Genomic DNA, 23416 nt, shown 5'->3' with positions numbered 1-23416 from the left:
GCTATGGACACGGGGACACGACTCAAACTGGTGCGTGAACGCAACAACCTCTCCCAGCGGGAACTGGCCCGCCGCAGCGGGCTGACCAACTCGACGATCTCGCAGATCGAACAGAACCGGGTCAGCCCCTCGGTCAGCTCCCTGAAAAAGCTGCTGGAAGGCATCCCCATGACCTTGGCGGAGTTCTTCAGCTTCGACGAGCCAGTGCGCGAGGAACGCTTCGTGTTTCGCGCAGGCGAGCAGCCAGACCTGGGCCGCAACGGCCTGCGCATGCTGCTGGTCGGTGCCAGCGTCGAAGCCCGGCAGATGCGCATGCTGCGCGAGCTGTATGCACCGGGCGCCGACTCAGGCGAGCCGATCGTGCATGCCGAGGGCGAGGAATGTGGCCTGGTCACCCGGGGCACCGTGGAGCTTTGGGTCGATGGCCAGGTCAGCATCCTCAACTCCGGCGATGGCTACTACATCCCCACCACCCTGCCGCACAGTTTCAAGAACATCGGCCCCGACGAGGCCGAAATCATCAGCGCCAACACCCCGGCAAATTTCTAACCCCCCCTGTAGGAGCGACAGCATGTCGCGATGGGCCGCACAGCGGCCCCTGGCTTCCCGAGCTCACCCCTAGAAAGCTCAATCACACCCCTACCCCTGCTCCCCAGCCAAGGCAGCCTCGACAAAGTCCAGGCGGTCCTGCCCAAAGAACATCTCCTGCCCAACAAAGCAGGTCGGCGCACCAAACACCCCCCGGGCCACGGCCAGCTCGGTCACCCGCTTGAGCTCGGCCTTGACCTCGGCATCTGCCGCCAGGGCATGAAAGGCCTCGGGCTCGAAACCAGCCTGCAGCAGCGTGTCATCCAGCACGTCAAGCACGCCCAGATTGCGCCGCTGCGCCCACAACCCATTGAACAGCGCCGCCAGCACCGCCTCGAAGCGCTCGGGCGACCGCATCTGCACCCCCATCGCACCGCGCATCAGGGCCAAGGTATTGATCGGGAACCCGGGTGGAAATCCGAACGGCACGCCATAGCGCTGCGCAAAACGGCCAAGGTCGGTGAACATGTAGCGCCCCTTGGCGGGAATCATCGCCGGCGAGGCGTTACCAGTTGCCTGGAACACCCCACCGAGCAGCATGGGCCGGTACTCAAGCCGCGCCCCATGGCGGGCACACAGGGCGGGCAACTGGGTCCAGGCCAGGTAGCTGGCCGGGCTGCCCAGGTCGAAATGAAACTCAACGGTCTTGCTCATCGGGCACGTCTCCTTGATCGGTCAGGGCTTACCAGCGCTCCATCCACGGGCGCAGGTCAAGTTCGAAGGTCCAGGCATCGCGCGGCTGGGCGTGCAGGAACCAGTAGCTGTCGGCGATGTGCGCAGGGTCGAGAATGCCGTCCTGCCCCTTCAGGGCGTAGCGCTCGGGGAAGCTGTCACGAATGAACGCGGTGTCGATCGCCCCGTCCACCACCACGTGGGCGACATGAATATTGCGCGGCCCAAGCTCACGGGCCATGCTCTGGGCCAGGGCGCGCAGGCCATGCTTGGCGCCGGCGAAGGCGGCAAAACCGGCGGCACCGCGGGTGCCGGCGGTAGCACCGGTGAACAGCAGCGTACCCCGTTCACGGGCCACCATGCGCCGGGCCACCGCCTGGGCGGTGAGAAAGCCGGCAAAGCAGGCCATTTCCCAAATCTTGAAATACTTGCGTGGGGTTTCATCGAGGATGCTGCACGGCACATTGGCGCCGATGTTGAAAACAAACGCCTCGATCGGCCCAATGTCGCGCTCTATCGTCTCCACCAGTTCGGCCACCTCCTCTTCCTTGCGCGCATCCGAGCCAAAACCATGGGCCTGGCCGCCTGCTGCACGAATCTCGTCGACCAGCGGCTGCAGCTTGTCGGCCTGGCGCCGGGTGACGCAGGCAACGTAGCCTTCACGCGCGAAACGCTTGGCAATTTCGCCGCCGGTGGCATCCCCGGCACCGACCACCAGCACCACTTTTTGTTGTTCTGCCATGCTCGCCCTCATTGATGAATGATCGTTTAGTAAACGAACGCTATGTTATGATCGCCCCCATCGTCAAGCCAGCGCGAAGAGGTTTCCCGTGCGCTACTCCACCGAACACAAGCAACAAACCCGCGACAAGCTGCTGGCCAGCAGCGGCGCACTGGCCAAGCGTGGCGGCTTTGCCAGCACTGGTGTGGCCGGGTTGATGAAGGCCATCGGCCTGACGGGTGGTGCGTTCTACAACCATTTCCCGTCCAAGGACGACCTGTTCACCGAAGTGGTCCGCCAGGAACTGTGCAACAGCCCGCTGGCGCGCCTGGCCAACCAGGGCGCCAGCCGCGAGCGCCTGGCCCGTTGCCTGCAGCAGTACCTGAGCCTTGCACACCTGCACAACGCCGAGGGCGGCTGCCCGCTGCCACCGCTGGGGGTGGAAATTGCCCGCGCCGAACGCCCTGTGCGCGAGCAGGCCGAGCACTGGCTGGTCAGCCTGCATGCAGCCTGGAGCGCCACCCTGGAGGACGAGGCGTTGGCCTGGGTGTTGATCAGCCAGTGCGTGGGGGCCTTGGTGGTGGGGCGCATGCTGGCCAGCGAGCAGGTTCAGGGGCAACTGCTGGACGCAAGCAAGGGCTTTGTCGAAAGGGCATTGAATGCGGCCGGTTAACCTGTTGCTGGGCTTGCTGCTGGCAGCACCGGCATTGGCCGAGCAGGCCTGCCCGCCTGGGCAGTACCAGGTTTGCCTGATGGCGTGCTTCTGCGCACCGATCGACCCCGGCCAGGCCGGGCAAATTCTCAACGACGTGCAAACCGTGGCCTCGGCCAGCCTGGCCTACGCCCTGCGCCAGGCCCGCGATGAAGCCACCGCCAGTGGCAGCCAGCCGATTCCATTGCACATCCGCGCACAGCTAGAACCTTGGTACGACTTTGCCGTGCTGGATGCGGCGCGCTACCGGGTGGGTGACGAACAGCAGATCAGTGCGGCCAACGCGCTGCTGCAAAACCCGGATGTGAATGCGGTGACGCTGATCGACACGGTCATTTTCCGCCATGCCAGCGATGCCGAGGACAACGTGGCGCTGTGGGCCCACGAGCTCAAGCACGTGCAGCAGTATCAGCAGCTGGGGGTGGAAGAGTTCGCCCGGCGCTATACGCGCAATTACGATGAGCTGGAGGGGCCGGCCTACAAGATCGAGGCTGAGGTAGGGAAAGCGCTGAGGCAGCGCAGTTCGGGGCAGGCGCGCTAGCCTGTGGCGGCCCATTCGCGGGGCAAGCCCGCTCCTACAGGTTTACGTATCCTTGTAGGAGCGGGCTTGCCCCGCGAACGAGCCAACGCTGGCCGATCAGGATGACGTGGTAGCCCGCTCCCCCACCTGCTCACGGGCGGCATACCGCTGCGCCAGCACCGCACACACCATCAGCTGAATCTGGTGGAACAGCATCAGCGGCAAAATCATCGCGCCAATTCCACTGCCCACGAACAGCACCTGCGCCATCGGCACGCCGGTAGCGAGGCTCTTCTTCGAGCCTGCAAACAAGATGGTGATACGGTCTTCCAGGTTGAAACCCAGGGCCTTGCCGAGCAGCCGCGTGCCGAACAGCACCACCGCCAGCAAGATCCCGCAGGCCGCGAACAGCCCGGCCAGGTGCTGCGCCGACACGGTGTGCCACAACCCGGTCACCACCGCCTCGCTGAACGCGGTGTACACCACCAGCAGAATCGAGCCCTGGTCCACCATCTTCAGCCAACGGGCATTGTGCTTCACCCAGGCACCGATCCAGCGCCGGGTGATCTGGCCGGCCACGAACGGCACCAGCAGCTGCAAGGTGATTTTCATCACCGCATCGAGCCCCGAGCCGGTATCGCCACTGGCGCCCAGCAGCATCACCACCAGCAGCGGGGTGAGGAAAATGCCGATCAGGCTGGAGGCCGCCGCGCTGCAAATGGCCGCTGGCACGTTACCGCGGGCCAGCGAGGTGAAGGCAATGGCCGACTGCACGGTGGCCGGCAAGGCGCACAGGTACAGCAGGCCCAGGTACAGCTCGTTGCCTACCAATGGTACGAACAGCGGCTTGAAGGCCAGGCCCAGCAGCGGGAACATCACGAAGGTGCAGGAAAACACCAGCAGGTGCAGGCGCCAGTGCCCGGCACCGGCGATGATCGCCTCGCGCGACAGCTTGGCACCGTGCAGGAAGAACAAAAGGCCGATGGCCAGGTTGGTCAGCCAGCCAAAATACACCGCGCCGTCGCCCGAGCACGGCAGCACGGTGGCGATCAGCACCGTTGCGAGCAGGCACAGGGTGAAATTGTCGAACAACATGCGCAAATACTTCATCACCGATTCCATCTTGTGGTTGTGCAAGCACAGACGATAAGGTTTGTGGTTTTTTCCTGCTAACGCCGGAACCCCCATCGGTGTCGCTCAACGGACACTCGCCCGAAAAGGATCCTTGCATGCCACACGTTCGCCTTGCCCCTTTGTTGCTTGCCTTCGGCATTGCCTCGGCGCACGCCGCCGAGCCGTTACAGGCCCAGGTGGACGCCGTCATCCGCCCACTGATGAAGGAACAGAACATCGCCGGCATGGCGGTGGCCGTCTATGCCAATGGCCAGAGCCACTACTTCAGCTATGGCGTGGCCAGCAAGGCCGAAGGCAACCCAGTGGGCGCCGACACGCTGTTCGAGATCGGCTCGCTGAGCAAAACCTACACCGCCACCCTCGCGGCCTTGGCCAGTGCCGAAGGCAAGCTGGACCTCGATGCCCCGGCCCAGCGCTACCAGAGCGCCCTTGCCGGCACGCCGCTGGGCAAAGTCCGCGTGCTGGCGTTCGGGGCCTACAGCGCCGACTGCCTGCCCTTGCAGTTCCCCGACCCGGTACAAAGCCCGGCGCAGGTGCTGGCATTCTTCCGCACCTGGGCGCCGCGTGCCGAGCCCTACACCCAGCGCTGTTACTCCAACCCAAGCCTGGGCCTGTTCGGTGACCTTGCCGCCCGCGCGCAACACAAGCCGTTCGCCGAACTCATGACCCGCCAGCTGTTGCCGCAGATGGGCCTGCAGCACACCTACCTGCAGGTACCTGCAAGCGCGCAAGGCCTTTATGCGCAAGGCTACGATGCGCTGAACCGCCCCGTGCGGGTAAGCCCCGGCCCTTATGCCGATGAAGCCTACGGCATCAAGACCAACGCCCGCGACCTGCTGCGCTACGTGCGCCTGAACCTGCAACCGGCCGAACTGGCCCCGGCGCTGCGCCAGGCGGTCGCCATCACCCAGGGCGGTTATTTCCAGGTAGGCGCCATGACCCAAGGCCTGGGCTGGGAACGCTACCCCTACCCGGTGGCCCTGGACACCCTGGTCGACGGCAACAGCCCACGCCTGATTCGCGAACCCCAAGCCACCCGGCGCCTGGTTCCGGCACTGCCCGCCCTGCCCGCCGCCTGGTACAACAAGACCGGCTCCACCAATGGTTTCGGCGCCTACGCCGCGTTCATCCCCAGCGAAGGCAAGGCCATCGTGCTGCTTGCCAACCGCAATTACCCGAACGAAGCGCGCGTGCGCGCCGCCTACCGAATTCTCTCCAGCCTGGGCGCCCGGGAGTAGTTCAGGAAGGATTGTCCGACAAGATGTAGTGCCCGAAAAAAATCACTACAAAACGGTTGACGCCGTTCATCGCGCTTGTGCATGATGAAGCCGTCTCCCTGATCGGGAGCGGTGGCAAGGGTATTCCAGACGGCCTGCGCGGTAACGCGGGCCGTTCGTGGAGCGGGAATCTGTCCAAAAGGCAGCGTGAGAAAGCCCCTGTTGCGATGCTGCTGTAGCAGCCTTGGTAGTGCGCTACACGCCTGTGGCGCCAACTGTGACAATCAACAACAAATAGGTAATGGGGGCTTTATGATGAACTTGAACAACAATCCGACTATCGACCAATTGGCCCAGCTGTTCGCCCTGCGCAAGGACAGCCTCGATGACCACCTGCTGTGGGTCAGCCAGACCGGCGAGGTACGCCTCGACCGCCTGCCGCCGAACACGGTCGAAGATGAATTCGAAGCGCACCTGCCCAGCATGCGCGCCCGCTTCAAGGTCTACCGCCGTGGCCAAGGCTACGTCGGCAAGAAGGCCGCCGCCGACACCGAGTTCGTTGGCCGCGTGCTGCAGACCCTGCAACAAGAATGGCCCGCCGCCCGTGAGCGGCAGGCAGTCAAGGTGATCGACCCGCTCAACTGACGGGCGACACCCTTACCGAGCCCGGCCTGCATAGGCCGGGCTTTTTCATGCCCGCCGCCGCTGGCGCGGCATGGGCAAGGCGCCGGTGGCCAGCGCCCTGGCCCGGTCCACGCCCCACACCAAAGCCCGGGTCATGGTTTCCCCGGGGCGCGCTGGGTAATACTCCTCCAGCAGTGCCTGGCCATCCTGGCGGTACAGCCCAAGAAACAGCTGGGTGGCCCCCAGGCGTGACAGGCGTACCTGCACGTCGATCGTGGTGCCGTCGCTCAAGGCTTCGTTGTGGGTACGGCAATGCAGTTGGGCGTCGGCCCACTGCCAATAGGTTTCGTCCCTGATCCGCATGAAATTTGCGCTCCGTTGCTCAATGCCTGGCAAGCAGAACACAGCCAGCGGCGTTGCGCGAGTGCAACCCACGGTTGCCTTGAGCAGGGTCAAGCAACGTTGAGATAAATGAGCAATTGGCGTGATGAGGTTCACGGGGTTGCGAGGGGCGCCGCGGGGCGGCGCATCGCGAGCGTTGCTCGCTCCTACAGGGAGGAAGCGAGCATTGCTGGGGTTACTTCTTGGCGGGTACTCGCGGGGTGAAGCGGCCTTTCTTGCTGCGTTGCAGGTGCACAGGCTTGAGCTGCTGCGATTCATCCAGGGTCATGTGGGCAAAGCCCAGGCGAAACGCCGCCTGGCCGCAGCGCACCTGGCTGTTGATCGGGAATGCATCGTTTACGTCTTCGAAATAGGACTCGCTCATGCCCTGTCTCCCTTCAGTGGCAGCCACGTCGGCAAGAAAAGCCCTGCCTGAAAACGCGACCTGAGCCAGTGAGACTAGACGGTCACATGAAGACTGCCCGGACGAAAAGTCCACAACCGACCAGTGGCCCCGCGGTCACTGCGCGCTGGCTGCCCGCAACCGCTGCCCAAGCTTGGGCCCGAACACATTGACCAGCAGCCCAAGCATCACCAGCAACGCACCCCAACCCTGCACCGCCGTCAGCCGCTCGCCCAGCAACCATGCCGACGAACTGAGCCCGATCACCGGCACCAACAGCGAGAACGGCGCCACCTTCCCTGCCGGGTGGCGGGACAGCAGCTTGCTCCACAGGCTGTAGCCGACCATGGTCGCGACGAACGCCAGGTAGGCCAGCGCCAGAATCGAGCTCCAGCTGATATTGGCCAGTGCATGGCCGATGCGCTCTGGCCCTTCCAGCCACCACGACAAGGCCAGGAACGGCAGTGGCGGAATCAGCCCGCCCCAGATCACCAGCGCCACCAGGTCCACCGAGCCGAAGCGGCGGGTAATGATGTTGCCCATGCCCCACATGGCCCCGCCACACAGCGTCAGCAGCAATGCCACCAACGGCACGTGCCCGCTGTCTTCGCTGCCGATCAGCGCCAAGCCGCTGGCGGCGATCACCAGCCCCAGCACACTGGCCAGGCGCAGGCGCTCACCGAGAAACAGCGCGGCAAAGCCCAGGGTGAAGAACGCCTGCGATTGCAGCACCAGCGAAGCCAGGCCCGGTGGCATGCCGCTGTACATGGCCTGGAACAGGAAGGCGAACTGGCCCAGGGAAATGGTTGCGCCGTAGGCGATCAGCCAGCGCCACGGCAGCTTTGGCCGCTTGACCAGGAGAATGGCCGGAAATGCCACCAACAGAAAGCGCAGCGCCCCCAGCAGCATCGGCGGCAGCCCATCGAGGCCCACCTTGATGACTACGAAATTGACTCCCCAGGCGACGATCACCACCAGGGCGATCAGCAGGTCCTTGAGCGGCATTGCTACTTCCTTCTTCAGGCGTTCTAGACATATTTCGTAACAGCATAAGGCCAATTTCCGGCCATGGACCAGCACAGTTATGGCCAACCCTTGCACTACAGATCGGCTGTTACGGCGTGCATGCGGAGGCGGCGCAGAGGATGGCACTTAGTTATGATTTGTTCCGTAGGAGCGAGCGCAGCTCGCGATGGGCTGCAAAGCAGCCCTGGCGGGGCCGCTGCGCGCCCCATCGCGAGCTGCGCTCGCTCCTACCAGGCCGGCCAGGCCGACGCAGAACGCTTAGCAAATTAGTCGCGATAACCTGGCGCAATTCGCTCCAACATCCGCAGCAAAGCCGCCCAGGCCAGCTGCATGGCATCCGGGTCAGTCAACTCCCCTTCCTTCAACGCCCGCCCCGGCGCATTGAACTGGCGTTCGGTGTGCGCGCACACCGCCTCAGGCGGCAACACCAGCTGCCCGGCACTCTGCGCCGCCAGCTGGATTTCGCAGGCCTTCTCCAGGTAGTACATGCGCAAGAACGCCTCGGCCACCGAGCGCCCGGTGGTCAACAAGCCATGGTTACGCAGGATCATCACCGGCTTGTCACCCAGGTCAGCCACCAGCCGCTGATGCTCGTCCAAGTCCAGGGCAATGCCTTCGTAGGCGTGGTAGGCCACCTTGCCATGGAACTCCATCGACATCTGGTTCACCGGCAGCAACCCGCACTCCAGCGCCGCCACCGCACACCCGGCGCGGGTGTGGGTGTGCAACACGCACTGGGCATCCTCGCGGGCGCCATGGATGGCGCTGTGGATGACGAACCCGGCGGGGTTCACCGGGTGCGGCGTGGGTTCCACCGGGCGGCCCTGCAGGTCGATCTTGACCAGGCTCGACGCGTTGATTTCATCGAACATCAGGCCGTAGGGGTTGATCAGGAAATGGTGCTCCGGGCCCGGCAGGCGCAGGGAAATGTGGGTGAAGATCAGGTCGGACATTCGAAAATGGGCGATCAGGCGGTAGCAGGCAGCCAGTTGCTGGCGCAGGGACTGTTCCGTGGCGGTCATTGTTATTGTTCCTCGTGGGTTCCAGGGGCGCGCGGTGGCCCCAATAGGCTAGATCACTTACCGGCCCGGCTTCTAGCTGGGCCAACGCGATTCATGCACCAGTAAACAAATGATTTGATTTTTTACTGAGCCTACACTTTTATTAGAAAAACAAGAACAACACCGCACCGGAGCCGCCTGCATGACCACCGCCTTCGCTCACCTGTTCGAACCCCTGCACATCCGCGGTAAACGCCTGAAAAACCGCATCATGTCGAGCGGCCACGACACCTGCCTGCCCACCGACAACCAGGTCAACGACAAGCTCATCGCCTACCAGCGCGCCCGCGCCGCTGGCGGCGTGGGCCTGATCGTGCTGCAGGTGGCCGGGGTGCACGACAGTGCGCGCTACACCTCCCACGTGCTGATGGCCACCGATGACAGCTGCATCGACGGCTACCGGCGCCTGGCCGAAGCCTGCCACGCCCACGGCACGCAGGTGCTGTCGCAGCTGTTCCACCCCGGGCGGGAGATCATGGAGTCGGCCGATGGCCTGCTGGCCGTGGCCTACTCGGCGTCGGCGGTGCCCAATGAACGGTTCCGGGTAATGCCGCGGGCGCTCGACCAGGCGATGATCGACGAGATTGTCCAGGGCTATGCCAGCGCCGCCCGGCGCCTGCACCAGGCCGGGCTGGATGGCGTGGAAGTGGTGGCCAGCCACGGCTACCTGCCGGCGCAATTTCTCAACCCGCGGGTAAATCGCCGTGGCGATGGCTACAACGGCGCCTTGGAACAGCGCCTGCGCTTTTTGCGCGAAGTGCTTGCGGCGGTGCGTGCAGCCACCGACGAGCAGTTCATCATCGGCCTGCGCATCAGCGCCGACGAGCGTGACAGCGAGGGCCTGAGCGAAGACGAATCGCTGGCCGCCGCCCAGGCGCTGCAAGGCCAGCTCGACTACCTGCACATCGTCGCCGGCACCTCTGCTTCACTCGGTGGCGCGGTGCATATCGTGCCGCCCATGGCCATTGCCCCCGCCTACCTGGCGCGCGAGGCAGGCACCTTCAAGCAGCACCTGAACATTCCGTTGTTCGTGACCGGGCGCATCAACCAGCCGCAGGAAGCCGAACTGATCCTGGCCCGCGGCCAGGCGGATGTGTGCGGAATGACCCGGGCTCTGATCTGCGACCCACAAATGCCCAGCAAAGCCGAACATGGCCAGGCCGAGGACATACGCGCCTGCATTGCCTGCAACCAGGCCTGCATCGGCCACTTCCATCGCGGCCTGCCGATCTCCTGCATCCAGCACCCGGAAAGCGGCCGCGAGCTGCAATACGGCCAGCCCGCCCCCGCCACTGCACGCAAGCGCATCCTGGTAGCTGGCGGCGGCCCGGCTGGCATGAAGGCCGCTGCCGTAGCCGCTGCCCGTGGCCATGACGTCACCTTGTACGAAGCCAGTACGCAGTTGGGCGGGCAGGTCCAGCTGGCTCAGTTGCTGCCCCGGCGCAGCGAATTCGGGGGTGCAAGCACCAACTTGCAACGGGAAATGCAGCTGGCAGGCGTAACCGTAGTACGTAATACGCGAGTGGATCGCGCCCTGGTCGAACGCGAGCGCCCCGACCTGGTCATCGCCGCCACCGGCGCCACGCCCTACTGGCCCGCATTCGAACGCAGCGGTGAGTTGCAGGTGGTGGATGCCTGGCAAATCCTGCGTAACGAGGCAAACCCGGGGCGCTCGGTACTGGTGGTCGACTGGCGCTGTGACTGGATCGGCCCCGGCATTGCCGAGCGCCTGGTGCGCGAAGGCCATCAGGTTCAGCTGGCGGTCAATGGCACCCATTGCGGCGAAAGCCTGCCGCTGTACGTGCGCGACCAGATGGCCGGCGAACTGCATCGCCTGGGCATCGCCATCACCCCCTATGCGCGCCTGTACGGCAGCGATGACAACACCGTCTACCTGCAACACACCGCCAGCGGTGAACCGATGATCTTCGAGGGCATCGACACCTTGGTGCTGTGCATGGGCCACCAGCCCCAGGACACCCTCGCCGACGAACTGGCTGGCCTGGTGGCCGTGCAGCGCATCGGTGACTGCCTGGCCCCACGCACCGTCGAGGAGGCGATCCACGACGGCCTGGCTGTTGCCTGGGCGCTCTGAGGCTGCCCATACTGCGGCTTTCCCGACGGACCGACGTGCATGAGCCAACCGCCCCACAACCCGACCGCCGCAGACGGCGCCAGCGCGCCACAGTTTCTCGGCACCCGCATCCGCGGCCTGCGCAAGCGCCGCGGCATGACCCTGGCGGCGCTGGCGGCGCAGAGCGAACTCACCGCCGGCTACATCAGCCAGCTGGAGCGCAACCTGTCCTACCCGTCGATTCCGGCTCTGTTCAACATTGCTCGCAGCCTGGGGGTGACCATCCAGTGGTTCTTCGCCAGCGAAGCCAACACCGCCCCGGAAGATCAAGGCTATGTAGTGCGGCGCAACAGCCGGCTGAGCGTGCACTACGAAGACGGCATCGTCGACCAGCTGCTCACCCCACAGCCCAACCGCCAACTGGAGATGCTGCACTCACGTTTTCCGCCCGGCACCTACAGCCAGGAAAGCTACAGCCATGAAGGCGAAGAGGCCGGCTACGTGCTGTGCGGCAGCTTCGAGGTCTGGGTGGGTGAGCGCCATTTCCTGCTGGGAGAAGGCGACAGTTTCAGTTTCTCCAGCCAGGAGCCGCACCGCTACGGCAACCCCGGCGAGGTGGACGCCGTGGTGATCTGGGTGATTACCCCGCCAACATTTTGAAAAGATCTGCAGGCTGGCCCCGTAACATCGTGGGTAGAGCGCTCGCGCCATGCAGCGGGCGCTTGCGCCGTGTGCATTTGCGCTTTTGCGCGAACCCGTGGCATAGATGCAGGTCCACGTCTTTACGTGAACGTTTTCGCGCTTTCCAAGGAGATTCCTGCATGAGCAAGCCCCCCTATGCCCCGCCCAAGGTCTGGCGTAACGACGCAGCCTCCGGTGGCCAGTTCGCCAGCATCAACCGGCCCATCGCCGGCCCCACCCATGACAAGCAACTGCCGGTCGGCAAGCACCCGCTGCAGCTGTATTCCCTGGCCACGCCCAATGGCGTGAAGGTCACCATCCTGCTTGAAGAACTGCTTGCCCTCGGCCACTCGGGCGCCGAATACGACGCCTGGCTGATCCGTATCGGTGATGGCGACCAGTTCTCCAGCGGCTTCGTCGAGGTAAACCCCAACTCGAAGATCCCCGCCCTGCTCGACCGCAGCGTCGAGCCGCCGGTGCGGGTGTTCGAGTCCGGTTCGATCCTGCTGCACCTGGCCGAGAAATTTGCCGCCTTCCTGCCCAAGGCCCCGGCTGCGCGCACCGAAACCTTGAACTGGCTGTTCTGGCAGATGGGTTCGGCACCTTACCTGGGCGGTGGTTTCGGCCACTTCTACGTGTATGCGCCGGAGAAGATCGAATACGCCATCAACCGCTTCACCATGGAGGCCAAGCGCCAACTGGACGTCCTGGAACGGCGCCTGGCCGTCAGCCCCTACCTGGGGGGCGATGAGTACAGCATTGCCGATATCGCCGTATGGCCGTGGTACGGCCAGCTGGTGCGCGGCAACCTGTATGGCGCGGCGGAGTTTCTGGCGGTCGAGGAGTACCCGCACGTGCAGCGCTGGGCCGAGGCAATCGCCCAGCGGCCAGCGGTGCAACGCGGCACCCGGGTCAACCGTACCTGGGGGGATGAGGCCAGCCAGGTGCCGGAGCGGCACTCGGCGGCTGACCTGGGTTAAGTGCACCGGGGCCGCTGCGGCCCCTTCCTGATGGGCGCGGGCCTGGCGCACGAACCGGCCCGCCAAGCCCCATCAATGCCCCATTGCAAAAACCCATTTCTGCCGCGCAAACCTGCTTCCCCCCATCCCTTCTTGTACACTCCTCGCACTAGCCCCCACCTGCACATTTTTTGGTGAAAGCATGATCGAGGTAACCGAGGTTTCCATTGCCCAGCTGCGCGACGCGCTCGAGTCGGGCCGTACGACGGCAGTCGAGCTGGTCAAGGCCTACCTGGCGCGCATCGACGCCTACGATGGCGCAGGCACCGCCACTGCCCTGAACGCCGTGGTGGTGCGCAACCCAGAAGCACTCAAGGAAGCCGAGGCTTCCGACGCCCGCCGCGCCAAGGGCCAGGCCCTGAGCCCGCTGGACGGCATTCCCTACACCGCCAAGGACAGCTACCTGGTCAAAGGCCTGACCGCCGCCTCCGGCAGCCCGGCCTTCAAGAACCTGGTGGCCCAACGCGACGCCTTCACCATCGAGCGCCTGCGCGCCGCCGGCGCCGTGTGCCTGGGCAAGACCAACATGCCGCCGATGGCCAATGGTGGCATGCAGCGTGGCGTTTATGGCCGTGCCGAAAGCCCGTACAACGCCAACTATCTGACCGCACCGTTCGCCTCCGGCTCGTCGAACGGCGCCGGCACCGCCACTGCGGCCAGCTTCAGCGCCTTCGGCCTGGCCGAGGAAACCTGGTCGAGCGGCCGAGGCCCTGCCTCGAACAACGGCCTGTGCGCCTACACCCCTTCGCGCGGGGTGATCTCGGTGCGCGGCAACTGGCCGCTGACGCCGACCATGGACGTGGTGGTGCCTTACGCCCGAACCATGGCCGACCTGCTGGAAATCCTCGACGTGGTGGTGGCCGACGACGCCGACCCACGCGGCGACCTGTGGCGCCTGCAGCCGTGGGTGCCGATTCCGGCCGCTTCGTCTGTGCGCCCTGCCTCGTACCTGGACCTGGCAGTGGATGCCAGCGCCGTGAAGGGCAAGCGTTTCGGCGTGCCGCGCATGTACATCAATGCCGACACCGAAGCCGGCACCTCGGAAAAGCCAGGCATCGGCGGCCCGACTGGCCAGCGCATCAACACCCGCGCCAGCGTTATCGAGCTGTGGAAGCAGGCCCGCCAGGCCCTGGAAGCGGCCGGCGCCGAAGTGCTGGAAGTGGACTTCCCGCTGGTGTCCAACTGCGAAGGCGACCGCCCTGGTGCCCCCACCGTGTACAACCGCGGCATCGTCAGCAAGGCCTTCCTGCACGATGAGCTGTGGGAGCTGTCAGGCTGGGGCTTCGACGACTTCCTGCGCGCCAACGACGACCCCGCGCTCAACCGCCTGGCCGACGTCGATGGCCCGCAGATCTTCCCCCACGACCCGGGCACCCTGCCCAACCGTGAGGACGACCTGGCCGCCGGCATGGACGAATACGTCAACATGGCCAAGCGCGGCCTGAAGACCTGGGACCAGATCGAAACCCTGCCCGACGGCCTGCGTGGCCTTGAGCAAACCCGCAAGCTTGACTTGGAAGACTGGATGGACGCCCAAGGCCTGGACGCGGTGTTGTTCCCAACCGTGGCCGACGTGGGCCCGGCCGATGCCGACGTCAACCCAGCCTCGGCCGACATCGCCTGGAGCAACGGCATCTGGGTGGCCAACGGCAACCTGGCGATCCGCCACCTGGGCGTGCCGACGGTGACCGTGCCAATGGGTGTAATGGCCGATATCGGCATGCCCGTGGGCCTGACCTTCGCCGGCAAGGCCTACAGCGACAATGCGCTGCTGAGCTTTGCCGCCGCCTTCGAAGCGACCGGTTCCCGCCGGGTGATCCCACCGCGCACTCCCGCCCTGGGCTGATCGAGCCCTCATGGAACTTCTGTAGGAGCGGGCTTGACCCGCGAGGCAGGCACCGCGCTGCATGGCACCGGCTTCGCCGGTGTTCGCGGGGCAAGCCCGCTCCTACAGGGCATTGCGCAAGCGGCGCCCGTCCATCGCCATTGGTCAGGCTGTCATCTGCCTGTGCCTTTGCCCCTGTACTACTAAACCCAACAACGCGCCGTAACCTTTACGAAATACGCCTCGCGCACTTTCGATCTGCGGCAAGTGAAGGCACAATGCGTGTCCTTTTTTTGGCCGGCCTGGCCGGGGGCCTTTAAATGATCAAAACGCCGTACTACCTCATCGACAAAACCAAGCTGCTCGGCAACATGGAGAAGATCGCCTACGTGCGTGAACACTCCGGTGCCAAGGCGCTGCTCGCCCTCAAGTGCTTCGCGACCTGGTCGGTGTTCGACCTGATGCAGCAGTACATGGACGGCACCACTTCGTCCTCGCTGTTCGAGCTCAAGCTCGGCCGCCAGAAATTCGCCGGCGAAACCCACGCCTACAGCGTGGCCTGGGCCGATGACGAAATCGAGGAAATGCTCGAGAACTGCGACAAGATCATCTTCAACTCGATCGGCCAGCTGCAACGCTTCGCCGAACAGTCCGAAGGCAAGGTGCGCGGCTTGCGCGTGAACCCGCAAGTCAGCAGCTCCGACTACCTGCTGGCCGACCCGGCCCGCCCGTTCAGCCGCCTGGGCGAATGGGACCCGGCCAAGATCGAGCAGGTGATCGAGCAGATCTCCGGTTTCATGTTTCACAACAACTGCGAGAACGGCGACTTCAGCCTGTTCGACCAGATGCTCACGCACATTGAAGAGCGCTTCGGCCACCTGCTGCACAAGGTTCAGTGGGTCAGCCTCGGTGGCGGCATCCACTTCACCGGTGAAGGCTATGCGCTGGACGCCTTCTGCGCGCGCCTGAAAGCCTTCTCGGAAACGTACGGCGTGCAGGTTTACCTGGAGCCGGGCGAAGCCGCCATCACCAACAGCGCCTCGCTGGAAGTGACCGTGCTCGACACCCTGTACAACGGCAAGCACCTGGCCGTGGTCGACAGCTCGATCGAGGCGCACCTGCTCGACCTGCTGATCTACCGCCTCAATGCCAAGATGGCCCCCAACGACGGCGAGCATACCTACATGGTCTGCGGCAAGTCGTGCCTGGCCGGTGACATCTTCGGCGAGTATCAATTCGATCGTCCGCTGGCCATCGGTGATCGCCTGTCGTTCATCGACACGGCCGGCTACACCATGGTCAAGAAAAACTGGTTCAACGGTCTGAAGATGCCATCGATCGTGGTCAAGCAGCTCGACGGCAGCGTCGAGGTGGTTCGCGATTTCGGTTTCGAAGACTACGTTTCCAGCCTGTCGTAAGACAGGCTTTCAAAGTAAGGAGCGAAAGGTAAATTGAAGAAGAACGTTCTTATCATTGGTGCAGGAGGTGTCGCCAAGGTGGTGGCCCACAAGTGCGCGCAGCACAACGACGAACTGGGTCGTATCGCTATCGCGTCACGGAACATCTCCAAATGCCAGGCCATCATCGACAGCGTCAAGGCCAAGGGTAGCCTCAAGGTACCCGCCGACATCCAGGCCTTCGCGCTCAACGCCCTCGATGTCGAGGCGACCAAGGCACTGATCCGCGAAACCGAATCGCAGATCGTGATCAACGTAGGTTCCGCCTTCCTCAACATGTCGGTGCTGCGTGCCTGCATCGATACCGGTGTCGCCTACCTGGACACCGCAATCCACGAAGAGCCGGGCAAGATCTGCGAAACCCCGCCGTGGTACGGCAACTACGAGTGGAAACACCTCGAAGAGTGCCAGGAAAAGAACATTACCGCCATTCTCGGTGTCGGCTTCGACCCGGGTGTGGTGAACAGCTACGCAAAACTTGCGCAGCAGCAATACTTCGACCGCATTGATTCGATCGACATTCTCGACGTCAATGCCGGCTCGCATGGCAAGTACTTCGCCACCAACTTCGACCCGGAAATCAACTTCCGCGAGTTCACCGGGCAAGTGTGGAGCTGGCAGAACAGCCAGTGGACCAGCAACACCATGTTCGAGGTCAAGCGTACCGATGACCTGCCGGTGGTGGGTTCGCAGAACCTGTACCTGACCGGCCACGACGAGGTGCATTCGATTTCGAAGAACCTCAACGTGCCGAACGTGCGTTTCTGGATGAGCTTCGGCGAGCACTACATCAACGTGTTCACCGTGCTGAAGAACCTGGGCCTGCTCAGCGAGCAGCCGGTGAAAACCGCCGAAGGCCTGGAAGTGGTGCCGCTGAAAGTGGTCAAGGCCGTACTGCCCGACCCGGCTTCGCTGGCCCCTGGCTACACCGGCAAGACCTGCATCGGTGACCTGGTCAAGGGCACCAAGGATGGCCAGCCTCGCGAAGTGTTCATCTACAACGTGGCCGACCACGAAGAGGCCTACGCCGAAACCGACAGCCAGGGCATTTCCTACACCGCAGGCGTACCGCCAGTGGCGGCAGCCCTGCTGGTCGCCCGTGGCGAGTGGGATGCCAAGCGCATGGTCAACGTCGAGGAGCTGCCAGCCGAGCCGTTCCTCAAGGCGCTGGACGTGATGGGCCTGCCAACCCGCGTGAAGGATGAAAAAGGCGACCGTCCGTGGGACGCTGAAGCCTAAGCAGTAAACGGAAGGGGCGCCATCAGGGCGCCCCTTCTGCATATGCGCCACGTTCGTGGCGCATCGCGAGCTGCGCTCGCTCCTACCCAGAACCAGGCCCTGCGCCCATCCCGTAGGAGCGAGCGCAGCTCGCGATGCGCACTAAAGCAAACCCAGGTAACAAAATCTAAACAACCATGTGACATTTTTTTTCAGCTTTCCAGATTCGAACCATGGAGCTGCTGAATGAAGGTCACGGTCTACAGTAACGGCTCCAAGGCAGCGCGCCTGGCCCTGGCGGGGCGCATGCGATGCCCGTGCTGATCACCGGTGCAGCCGGTTTCATTGGTTTCCACCTGGCACGGCGCCTGTGCGAAGCGGGCATCGAGGTGGTCGGGGTCGACAACCTCAACACCTACTACAGCGTCGAGCTCAAGCTTGCGCGCCTGCAGCAGCTGCTTGGCTTTCGCAATTTCCGCTTCCACACCCTCGACATCGCCAACCCCGACGAACTGCATCAGCTGTTCGCAGGCGAGGCCTTCAGCGAGGTGATCCACCTGGCCGCCCAGGCCGGGGTACGTTATTCACTGGACAACCCCGGCACCTACGGCCAGGCCAACCTGGTCGGTTTCCTCAACCTGCTCGAAGCCTGCCGCCAACGGCCACCCCGGCACCTGGTCTATGCCTCCAGCAGTTCGGTGTACGGGGCCAACGCCAAGCTGCCGTTCAGCGTCGACGACCCGGCCGAGCAGCCGGTATCGCTGTATGCCGCCAGCAAGCGCGCCAATGAACTGATGGCCCACAGCTATGCGCACCTGTACCAGCTGCCCGTCACCGGCCTGCGCTTCTTCACCGCCTACGGCCCCTGGGGCCGCCCCGACATGGCGTTGTTCAAGTTCACCCAGGCGATCCTCGCCGGCCGGCCGATCCAGGTCTACAACCACGGCCACATGGGCCGCGACTTCACCTACATCGACGACATCGTCGAAAGCCTGCTGCGCCTGCGCCTGAAACCGCCCCGGCCAGAGGCCGGCAAACCACCGTGCCAGCTGTTCAACATCGGCCGCGGCCAACCGGTGCGGCTGCTGCACTTCGTCGAGTGCCTGGAGGATGCCCTGGGCATCAAGGCCCAGCGCGAATACCTGCCCCTGCAAGCCGGCGACGTGCTGGAAACCTGGGCAGACGTTGCCTCGCTGGAACGCTGGATCGGCTTTTCGCCCAGTACCTCGCTGGAACAGGGCGTCGCGGCCTTCGTTGGCTGGTACCGGGACTTCTACCGGGTTTGAACAATCGCAATGACCACAAGCACACAGGTAGCCTCAATGACAGACCCCCTTGACCTCTCGGTACTGATCCCCGCCAAGAACGAGGTCGAAAACCTGCCGGCGCTGCTGATGGAAATCCGCACGGCGCTGGCCGACGAAGCCTATGAAGTGCTGGTGGTCGACGACGGCAGCAGCGACCACACCCTGCAGGTCCTGCGCCAACTCAAGCAGCACGGTTTCAGCCAGTTGCGCATCCTGCGTCACGACCGCTCACTGGGCCAGAGCACGTCGCTGTGGCACGCTGCCGAGGCCGCGCGCGGCCGCTGGCTGGCAACCCTGGATGGCGACGGCCAGAACGACCCGGCCGATATCCCCGGCATGCTCGCCCTGGTGCGTGGCGGCCAGGACCTGGGCGGTGGTATCCAATTGGTGGCCGGGCACCGGGTCAACCGCCGCGACACCGCCAGCAAGCGCTGGGCTTCGCGCCTGGCCAACGGCCTGCGCCGCCGCCTGCTCAAGGACAACACCCCGGACACCGGCTGCGGCCTGAAGCTGATCGAGCGGGCGGCGTTCCTGCGCCTGCCCTACTTCGACCACATGCACCGCTTCATCCCGGCCCTGATCCTGCGCCACAACGGGCGCATGCTGGTGCACCCGGTCAACCACCGCCCACGCCACGCCGGCGTGTCCAAGTACGGCAACCTGGACCGCGCCCTGGTCGGCATTCTCGACCTGGTCGGGGTGTGGTGGCTGATCCGCCGCACGCGCCTGGACACCCGCCCGCAGGAGTTCGAAGGATGACCCGCGAAACCCTCTGGCTGATCATCGGTTTCGCCGGCCAAGCCGTGTTCACTGGCCGCTTCGTGCTGCAGTGGCTGTACAGCGAGTTCAAGCGCCGCAGCGTGATCCCGGTGGGCTTCTGGTACCTGAGCATGCTGGGCAGCGCCCTGCTGCTGGTCTACGCCATCTACCGCCAGGACCCGGTGTTCATCATCGGCCAGTCGTTCGGCCTGCTGGTTTACCTGCGCAACCTGCAGCTGATTGCACGCTGCAAGGAACAGAAACAATGAGCGTACCCAGGTTCAAGTCCCTTGGCGCCGAGCGCCTGGCCCTGATCGCCCTCTCCTTGGTGCTGGTGGGCGCGGGGCTCGGCTGGCGCCAGCCGATGAACGTCGACGAAGAACGCTTCCTCGGCGTCGCCCTGGAGATGCTGCAGAGCGGCAACTGGTTCATCCCCCACCGGGCGGCGGAGATCTATGGCGACAAGCCGCCGCTGTTCATGTGGACCGTGGCCCTGTTCAGTTACCTGACCGGCTCGCCCAAGGTGGCCCTGTTCCTGCCAGGCCTGTTGTCGGCAGCGACCCTCACCTGGGTGCTGCACGACCTTGGGCGGCGCTTGTGGAACCGGCGCATCGGGGTGATCGCCGCGCTGCTGTTCCTGGCCACCTACCAGAGCTACAGCATCCTGCGTACCGGGCAGATCGACAGTTTCCTGTGCCTGTGGGTGGCGCTGGGCTTCTACGGCATGGTCCGCCACCTGCTGCTGGGGCCAGCCTGGGGCTGGTTCTACGCGGCATGCCTGGCCATGGGCCTGGGCATCATCAGCAAGGGCGTGGGGTTTTTGCCCGCGCTGATGCTGCTGCCCTATGCCTTTGCCGTGCACCAGCGCTGGCGTGGCGTGGTAGCCCTGCCCGGCCAGGGCTGGCGCTGGAGCCTGGGGCTGTTGTGGCTGTTGGCCGGCTGCGCGGTATGGCTGGTGCCATTGCTGGTGTCGATTGCCCAGGGCGGCGGCGCCGCCGAGCTGGCTTACCTGAAGGAAATCCTGCTGCGCCAGACGGCCAGCCGCTACGCCAACGCCTGGGACCACCGCGAGCCGTTCTGGTATTTCTTCGTCAAGGTCATCCCGCAATACTGGCTGCCGCTGATCTTCGCCCTGCCGTGGCTGCTGCCGGCCTGGCGCCAGCAATTGCGCAAGCGCGACGGGCGTACCCTGCTGCTGCTCGGCTGGGTGGCACTGGTGCTGCTGTTCTTCACCCTCAGTAGCGGCAAACGCAAAATCTACATTTTCCCGGCCCTGCCCGGCCTGGTACTGGCCATTGCGCCGTTGCTGCCGTGGCTGCTCAAGCGCTGGTTCCATCGCCGGCCAGGCTGGCGCAAGGTATTCACCGCGGTGGCCATGGTGTGGTTCTGCCTGTGGTTCGTCCGGGGCTGGGCCGAGCCTTTGAAAGAAGGCCGCAACCCCCACGACACCCTGATGAGCGAAGCGGCCCGCGCCACCGGCGGCGCCGAGTTGGTACTGATCAACTGGCGCGAAGGCCACTGGCTGTTCGCCCGCCAACCGATCGTGCACTTCGGCTTCACCGGCCAGCCCAACGCCGATGCCGCAGTGTACTGGCTGCGCCAGCATCCAACGGCCTACGCCCTGATTCCGGCCACCGAACTGGGCCGCTGCTTCAACGCCGAACAGGCGCGCAAGCTGGACGATACCTCGCGCGCCGAGTGGTACGTGGTGGGTGCCGGGGCTGACAACGGCCGCTGCCAGCCAACAGCGCCGCGCCGTGTTTATCACTTTGCCTGGGCCGATGGGCCGGGGAATCTACAGCTGGCGGTGCAGGGTTCCGGAACATGACCCGCACGGGCTGTCGGCTAGGCTTGCAATCGGCCCAAACTCAAAATACTGTATGAATAGTCAGTATCACGAGACACCGCCATGCAGCTCATCGCCAAACTCGGCATCCTCGCCGACGCCGCCAAGTACGACGCTTCCTGCGCCAGCAGTGGGGCACCCAAGCGCAACTCGCGCGGCAGCGACGGCCTGGGCGCCACCAATGGCATGGGCATTTGCCACAGCTACACGCCGGATGGCCGCTGCGTCTCGTTACTGAAGGTACTGCTGACCAATTTCTGCCTGTACGACTGCCAGTATTGCGTCAACCGCCGCTCCAGCAACGTGCCGCGGGCGCGCTTCAGCCCCGAGGAAGTGGTGCGCCTGACCCTGGATTTCTACCGGCGCAATTGCATCAGCGGGTTGTTCCTGAGCTCGGGCATCATCCGCTCGGCCGACTACACCATGGAGCAACTGATCCGCGTGGCGCGGCTGCTGCGCGAAGAACACAACTTCCTCGGCTACATCCACCTCAAGACCATCCCGGATGCCGACCCCTTGCTGATCGAAGAGGCCGGCCGCCTGGCCGACCGCCTGAGCGTCAACATCGAGCTGCCCACCGACGCCAGCCTCAAGCGCCTGGCCCCGGAAAAACAGGCCCACACCATCCGCCAGGCCATGGGCGTGATCCAACAGGGCCAACTGGCCGTGGCCGGTGAGCCAAGAGCACCGCGCTTCACCCCGGCCGGGCAAAGCACCCAGGTGATCGTCGGTGCCGACGCCACCGACGACAGCACCCTGCTGCGCAACGCCGAATCGCTGTACCAGGGCTATGGCCTCAAGCGCGTGTACTACTCGGCGTTCAGCCCCATCCCCGACAGCCCCGGCAGCGTGCCCCTGGCCGCCCCGCCGCTGCTGCGCGAGCACCGCCTGTACCAGGCGGATTTCCTCCTGCGTGGCTATGGCTACAAGGCCGGCGAACTGCTCGGCCAAAGTGGCAACCTGGCCTTGGATATCGACCCCAAACTGGCCTGGGCCCTGGCCAACCGCGAGGTGTTTCCACTGGACGTCAACCGCGCAGAACCGGCGCTGCTGGCGCGCATACCCGGCATCGGCCTGCGCAGCGTGCAGCGCCTGGTGGAACTGCGCCGGGAACGGCGGGTGCGCTATGACGACCTGATCCAGCTGCGCTGCGTGCTGGACAAGGCCCGGCCGTTCATCGTCACCAGCGACTACCGCCCAGCCGACGGTGAGCTGCGCAGCGGCCTGCTGCGGGCGCGCCTGCGCGAGCCACAGGCGCCGGTGCAGATGGGGCTGTGGGGATGATCGCGCTCGACTGCGACGACCTGTTCGCCACCTGGCGCGACCAGGCCCGTACCCTGCTCGGCCATGGCATCGACCCCGCCCAGGTGACCTGGGCGCAAGGCCCTATCGACGACCTGCTGGCCGTACCCACGCCGCTACCGGAGGGGCCCGGGCCGTTTCGTGCCAAGGTGCCGGCAGCGCTGCTGACGCAGCTGGAGCAGGCCGCTCGCTACCACGGCGAACAACGCTGGAACCTGCTGTACGAAGTGCTCTGGCGCGTGGCCCACGGCGACCGCACGGCGATGCTGGCCGGTGACCGCCTGGGCAGCGAGCTGCAACGGCGCATCAAGCAGGTCAGCCGCGAGGCGCATCACCTGCATGCCTTCGTGCGCTTCGTGCCCCTGCCCGAGGCATTGGCCAGCCAGTTGAACCTGGACCTGGTGGCCTACCACGAACCGGCCCACGACATCCTGTACAGCGCCAGCGCGCACTTTGCCGACCGCCTGGGGCGCCAGCGCTGGTTGATTGCGACGCCGCGCGACGGCATCCGCTTCGATGGCCAGGCGTTCGATTACCGGCGCCACTGCCCGGAAGACTGGCGGCAATGGGCGCGCAATGCCGACGACCCGGGGGCTGAGCTTTGGCGTACCTACTACCGGCATACCTTCAACCCGGCGCGGCTGAACCCGGACGCCCTGCGCCTGCACATGCCGGGGCGGTTCTGGCGGCATTTGCCGGAGGGGATGTTGATTCCCCAGCTTGAAGGGTTGGCGCGCCAGGGCAAGCAGCGCGATGGGCAGGCGCTGGAGGTGGGGGGGCTGATGGGCAAACGGATTACCCAGCGCGGGTGATGAAGCCCCCTGTACCGGCCCTATCGCGCCGGGGTTTGCGCCGGCCTGGTAGGAGCG

General features: G+C 64.8%; 24 protein-coding genes. 17 read left to right on the top strand and 7 right to left on the bottom strand.

Translation table 11 applies throughout. The features are described from left to right. Positions 1-3 precede the first annotated feature (3 nt). A complete protein-coding gene (locus F3J44_RS01495) occupies positions 4-549 on the top strand; it encodes a cupin domain-containing protein (RefSeq protein WP_167061987.1) in 546 nt (181 codons plus the stop codon). A gap of 90 nt (positions 550-639) precedes the next feature. Here the strand turns inward: F3J44_RS01495 and F3J44_RS01490 are convergent, their stop codons facing one another. Together F3J44_RS01490 and F3J44_RS01485 are read right to left on the bottom strand one after the other, a co-directional pair. Continuing rightward, positions 640-1242 (bottom strand): 2-hydroxychromene-2-carboxylate isomerase, encoded by a 603-nt coding sequence (locus F3J44_RS01490; protein ID WP_167270194.1) that lies wholly within the window; start codon positions 1240-1242, stop codon positions 640-642. Between the two features lie 28 nt (positions 1243-1270). Further along, positions 1271-2002: an SDR family oxidoreductase gene (locus F3J44_RS01485; protein ID WP_167061991.1), complete on the bottom strand. Its 732-nt coding sequence runs from the start codon at positions 2000-2002 to the stop codon at positions 1271-1273. A gap of 88 nt (positions 2003-2090) precedes the next feature. On the opposite strand from F3J44_RS01485, the gene F3J44_RS01480 reads away from it, so the two are divergent. After that, complete coding sequence (locus tag F3J44_RS01480) at positions 2091-2654, top strand: TetR/AcrR family transcriptional regulator (protein WP_167061993.1); 564 nt, start codon at positions 2091-2093, stop codon at positions 2652-2654. After that, on the top strand, positions 2641-3234 hold the full coding sequence (locus F3J44_RS01475; protein WP_167061996.1) for a DUF4157 domain-containing protein: 594 nt from the start codon (positions 2641-2643) through the stop codon (positions 3232-3234). Before F3J44_RS01480 ends, F3J44_RS01475 begins: the two co-directional genes overlap by 14 nt. A gap of 96 nt (positions 3235-3330) precedes the next feature. Here F3J44_RS01475 and F3J44_RS01470 read toward each other — a convergent pair whose 3' ends face one another. Further along, positions 3331-4323: a bile acid:sodium symporter family protein gene (locus tag F3J44_RS01470; protein WP_205299616.1), complete on the bottom strand. Its 993-nt coding sequence runs from the start codon at positions 4321-4323 to the stop codon at positions 3331-3333. Between the two features lie 119 nt (positions 4324-4442). Here F3J44_RS01470 and ampC point away from each other — a divergent pair, with 119 nt between their 5' ends. Beyond that, positions 4443-5585 (top strand): class C beta-lactamase, encoded by a 1143-nt coding sequence (gene ampC, locus F3J44_RS01465; protein WP_167270191.1) that lies wholly within the window; start codon positions 4443-4445, stop codon positions 5583-5585. A 294-nt stretch (positions 5586-5879) separates the two neighbouring features. Further along, entirely contained in the window at positions 5880-6209 is a 330-nt protein-coding gene (locus F3J44_RS01460) for a hypothetical protein (RefSeq protein WP_240158161.1), read from the top strand. 45 nt (positions 6210-6254) lie between these two features. On the opposite strand, the gene F3J44_RS01455 is transcribed toward F3J44_RS01460, so the two are convergent. The 4 genes from F3J44_RS01455 to F3J44_RS01440 all read right to left on the bottom strand — a co-directional run bounded on the left by F3J44_RS01455 (position 6255) and on the right by F3J44_RS01440 (position 9020). Beyond that, positions 6255-6551, bottom strand: a complete 297-nt coding sequence (locus F3J44_RS01455) for a hypothetical protein (protein WP_167062008.1) — start codon at positions 6549-6551, stop codon at positions 6255-6257. A gap of 214 nt (positions 6552-6765) precedes the next feature. Next, a complete protein-coding gene (locus F3J44_RS01450) occupies positions 6766-6954 on the bottom strand; it encodes a hypothetical protein (RefSeq protein ID WP_167270189.1) in 189 nt (62 codons plus the stop codon). A gap of 135 nt (positions 6955-7089) precedes the next feature. After that, the gene (locus F3J44_RS01445) at positions 7090-7977 is read right to left on the bottom strand and encodes an EamA family transporter (RefSeq protein WP_167062014.1); all 888 of its coding nucleotides are present in this window, start codon (positions 7975-7977) and stop codon (positions 7090-7092) included. A gap of 287 nt (positions 7978-8264) precedes the next feature. Next, positions 8265-9020 carry a class II aldolase/adducin family protein gene (locus F3J44_RS01440; protein WP_167270187.1) on the bottom strand — a complete coding sequence of 252 codons (756 nt, stop codon included), beginning with the start codon at positions 9018-9020 and terminating at the stop codon, positions 8265-8267. A gap of 181 nt (positions 9021-9201) precedes the next feature. Between F3J44_RS01440 and F3J44_RS01435 the strand changes: the two genes are divergently transcribed. The 12 genes from F3J44_RS01435 to F3J44_RS01380 all read left to right on the top strand — a co-directional run bounded on the left by F3J44_RS01435 (position 9202) and on the right by F3J44_RS01380 (position 23359). Continuing rightward, positions 9202-11154, top strand: coding sequence for an FAD-dependent oxidoreductase (locus F3J44_RS01435; protein WP_167270185.1), 1953 nt, complete (start codon positions 9202-9204; stop codon positions 11152-11154). A gap of 39 nt (positions 11155-11193) precedes the next feature. After that, positions 11194-11793, top strand: coding sequence for a helix-turn-helix domain-containing protein (locus F3J44_RS01430; protein WP_167270183.1), 600 nt, complete (start codon positions 11194-11196; stop codon positions 11791-11793). Positions 11794-11954: 161 nt separating this feature from the next. Next, positions 11955-12794, top strand: coding sequence for a glutathione-dependent disulfide-bond oxidoreductase (gene yghU, locus F3J44_RS01425; RefSeq protein WP_167270181.1), 840 nt, complete (start codon positions 11955-11957; stop codon positions 12792-12794). A gap of 181 nt (positions 12795-12975) precedes the next feature. Continuing rightward, positions 12976-14679: an amidase gene (locus tag F3J44_RS01420; RefSeq protein ID WP_167062027.1), complete on the top strand. Its 1704-nt coding sequence runs from the start codon at positions 12976-12978 to the stop codon at positions 14677-14679. 299 nt (positions 14680-14978) lie between these two features. Further along, positions 14979-16076 (top strand): carboxynorspermidine decarboxylase, encoded by a 1098-nt coding sequence (locus tag F3J44_RS01415; RefSeq protein WP_167270179.1) that lies wholly within the window; start codon positions 14979-14981, stop codon positions 16074-16076. Between the two features lie 33 nt (positions 16077-16109). Further along, the gene (locus tag F3J44_RS01410) at positions 16110-17354 is read left to right on the top strand and encodes a saccharopine dehydrogenase family protein (protein WP_167270177.1); all 1245 of its coding nucleotides are present in this window, start codon (positions 16110-16112) and stop codon (positions 17352-17354) included. Between the two features lie 290 nt (positions 17355-17644). Further along, positions 17645-18619 (top strand): NAD-dependent epimerase/dehydratase family protein, encoded by a 975-nt coding sequence (locus F3J44_RS01405; RefSeq protein ID WP_167270175.1) that lies wholly within the window; start codon positions 17645-17647, stop codon positions 18617-18619. Positions 18620-18655: 36 nt separating this feature from the next. After that, entirely contained in the window at positions 18656-19399 is a 744-nt protein-coding gene (locus tag F3J44_RS01400) for a glycosyltransferase family 2 protein (RefSeq protein WP_167062039.1), read from the top strand. Further along, complete coding sequence (locus F3J44_RS01395; protein ID WP_167062042.1) at positions 19396-19668, top strand: lipid-A-disaccharide synthase N-terminal domain-containing protein; 273 nt, start codon at positions 19396-19398, stop codon at positions 19666-19668. The genes F3J44_RS01400 and F3J44_RS01395 overlap by 4 nt, the downstream gene beginning before the upstream one ends. Then, positions 19665-21227 (top strand): glycosyltransferase family 39 protein, encoded by a 1563-nt coding sequence (locus F3J44_RS01390; RefSeq protein ID WP_167270173.1) that lies wholly within the window; start codon positions 19665-19667, stop codon positions 21225-21227. Before F3J44_RS01395 ends, F3J44_RS01390 begins: the two co-directional genes overlap by 4 nt. A gap of 81 nt (positions 21228-21308) precedes the next feature. Beyond that, entirely contained in the window at positions 21309-22529 is a 1221-nt protein-coding gene (locus tag F3J44_RS01385; protein ID WP_167270171.1) for a putative DNA modification/repair radical SAM protein, read from the top strand. Further along, positions 22526-23359 (top strand): TIGR03915 family putative DNA repair protein, encoded by an 834-nt coding sequence (locus tag F3J44_RS01380; protein ID WP_205299615.1) that lies wholly within the window; start codon positions 22526-22528, stop codon positions 23357-23359. Before F3J44_RS01385 ends, F3J44_RS01380 begins: the two co-directional genes overlap by 4 nt. Positions 23360-23416 lie beyond the last annotated feature (57 nt).

Origin of the sequence: Pantoea sp. Tr-811 (genome assembly GCF_011752535.1) — a bacterium.
Classification (GTDB): Bacteria; Pseudomonadota; Gammaproteobacteria; order Pseudomonadales; family Pseudomonadaceae; genus Aquipseudomonas.
This window is presented reverse-complemented; position numbering and strand designations above follow the sequence as displayed.

What these genes read in the sequence shown, in the direction of transcription:
- F3J44_RS01495 (WP_167061987.1), top strand. Translation starts at nt 4, where the DNA reads ATGGACACGGGGACACGACTCAAACTGGTGCGTGAACGCAACAACCTC.
- F3J44_RS01490 (WP_167270194.1), bottom strand. Translation starts at nt 1,242, where the DNA reads ATGAGCAAGACCGTTGAGTTTCATTTCGACCTGGGCAGCCCGGCCAGC.
- F3J44_RS01485 (WP_167061991.1), bottom strand. Translation starts at nt 2,002, where the DNA reads ATGGCAGAACAACAAAAAGTGGTGCTGGTGGTCGGTGCCGGGGATGCC.
- F3J44_RS01475 (WP_167061996.1), top strand. Translation starts at nt 2,641, where the DNA reads ATGCGGCCGGTTAACCTGTTGCTGGGCTTGCTGCTGGCAGCACCGGCA.
- F3J44_RS01470 (WP_205299616.1), bottom strand. Translation starts at nt 4,323, where the DNA reads ATGAAGTATTTGCGCATGTTGTTCGACAATTTCACCCTGTGCCTGCTC.
- ampC (WP_167270191.1), top strand. Translation starts at nt 4,443, where the DNA reads ATGCCACACGTTCGCCTTGCCCCTTTGTTGCTTGCCTTCGGCATTGCC.
- F3J44_RS01460 (WP_240158161.1), top strand. Translation starts at nt 5,880, where the DNA reads ATGAACTTGAACAACAATCCGACTATCGACCAATTGGCCCAGCTGTTC.
- F3J44_RS01455 (WP_167062008.1), bottom strand. Translation starts at nt 6,551, where the DNA reads ATGCGGATCAGGGACGAAACCTATTGGCAGTGGGCCGACGCCCAACTG.
- F3J44_RS01450 (WP_167270189.1), bottom strand. Translation starts at nt 6,954, where the DNA reads ATGAGCGAGTCCTATTTCGAAGACGTAAACGATGCATTCCCGATCAAC.
- F3J44_RS01445 (WP_167062014.1), bottom strand. Translation starts at nt 7,977, where the DNA reads ATGCCGCTCAAGGACCTGCTGATCGCCCTGGTGGTGATCGTCGCCTGG.
- F3J44_RS01440 (WP_167270187.1), bottom strand. Translation starts at nt 9,020, where the DNA reads ATGACCGCCACGGAACAGTCCCTGCGCCAGCAACTGGCTGCCTGCTAC.
- F3J44_RS01435 (WP_167270185.1), top strand. Translation starts at nt 9,202, where the DNA reads ATGACCACCGCCTTCGCTCACCTGTTCGAACCCCTGCACATCCGCGGT.
- F3J44_RS01430 (WP_167270183.1), top strand. Translation starts at nt 11,194, where the DNA reads ATGAGCCAACCGCCCCACAACCCGACCGCCGCAGACGGCGCCAGCGCG.
- yghU (WP_167270181.1), top strand. Translation starts at nt 11,955, where the DNA reads ATGAGCAAGCCCCCCTATGCCCCGCCCAAGGTCTGGCGTAACGACGCA.
- F3J44_RS01420 (WP_167062027.1), top strand. Translation starts at nt 12,976, where the DNA reads ATGATCGAGGTAACCGAGGTTTCCATTGCCCAGCTGCGCGACGCGCTC.
- F3J44_RS01415 (WP_167270179.1), top strand. Translation starts at nt 14,979, where the DNA reads ATGATCAAAACGCCGTACTACCTCATCGACAAAACCAAGCTGCTCGGC.
- F3J44_RS01405 (WP_167270175.1), top strand. Translation starts at nt 17,645, where the DNA reads ATGCCCGTGCTGATCACCGGTGCAGCCGGTTTCATTGGTTTCCACCTG.
- F3J44_RS01400 (WP_167062039.1), top strand. Translation starts at nt 18,656, where the DNA reads ATGACAGACCCCCTTGACCTCTCGGTACTGATCCCCGCCAAGAACGAG.
- F3J44_RS01395 (WP_167062042.1), top strand. Translation starts at nt 19,396, where the DNA reads ATGACCCGCGAAACCCTCTGGCTGATCATCGGTTTCGCCGGCCAAGCC.
- F3J44_RS01390 (WP_167270173.1), top strand. Translation starts at nt 19,665, where the DNA reads ATGAGCGTACCCAGGTTCAAGTCCCTTGGCGCCGAGCGCCTGGCCCTG.
- F3J44_RS01385 (WP_167270171.1), top strand. Translation starts at nt 21,309, where the DNA reads ATGCAGCTCATCGCCAAACTCGGCATCCTCGCCGACGCCGCCAAGTAC.
- F3J44_RS01380 (WP_205299615.1), top strand. Translation starts at nt 22,526, where the DNA reads ATGATCGCGCTCGACTGCGACGACCTGTTCGCCACCTGGCGCGACCAG.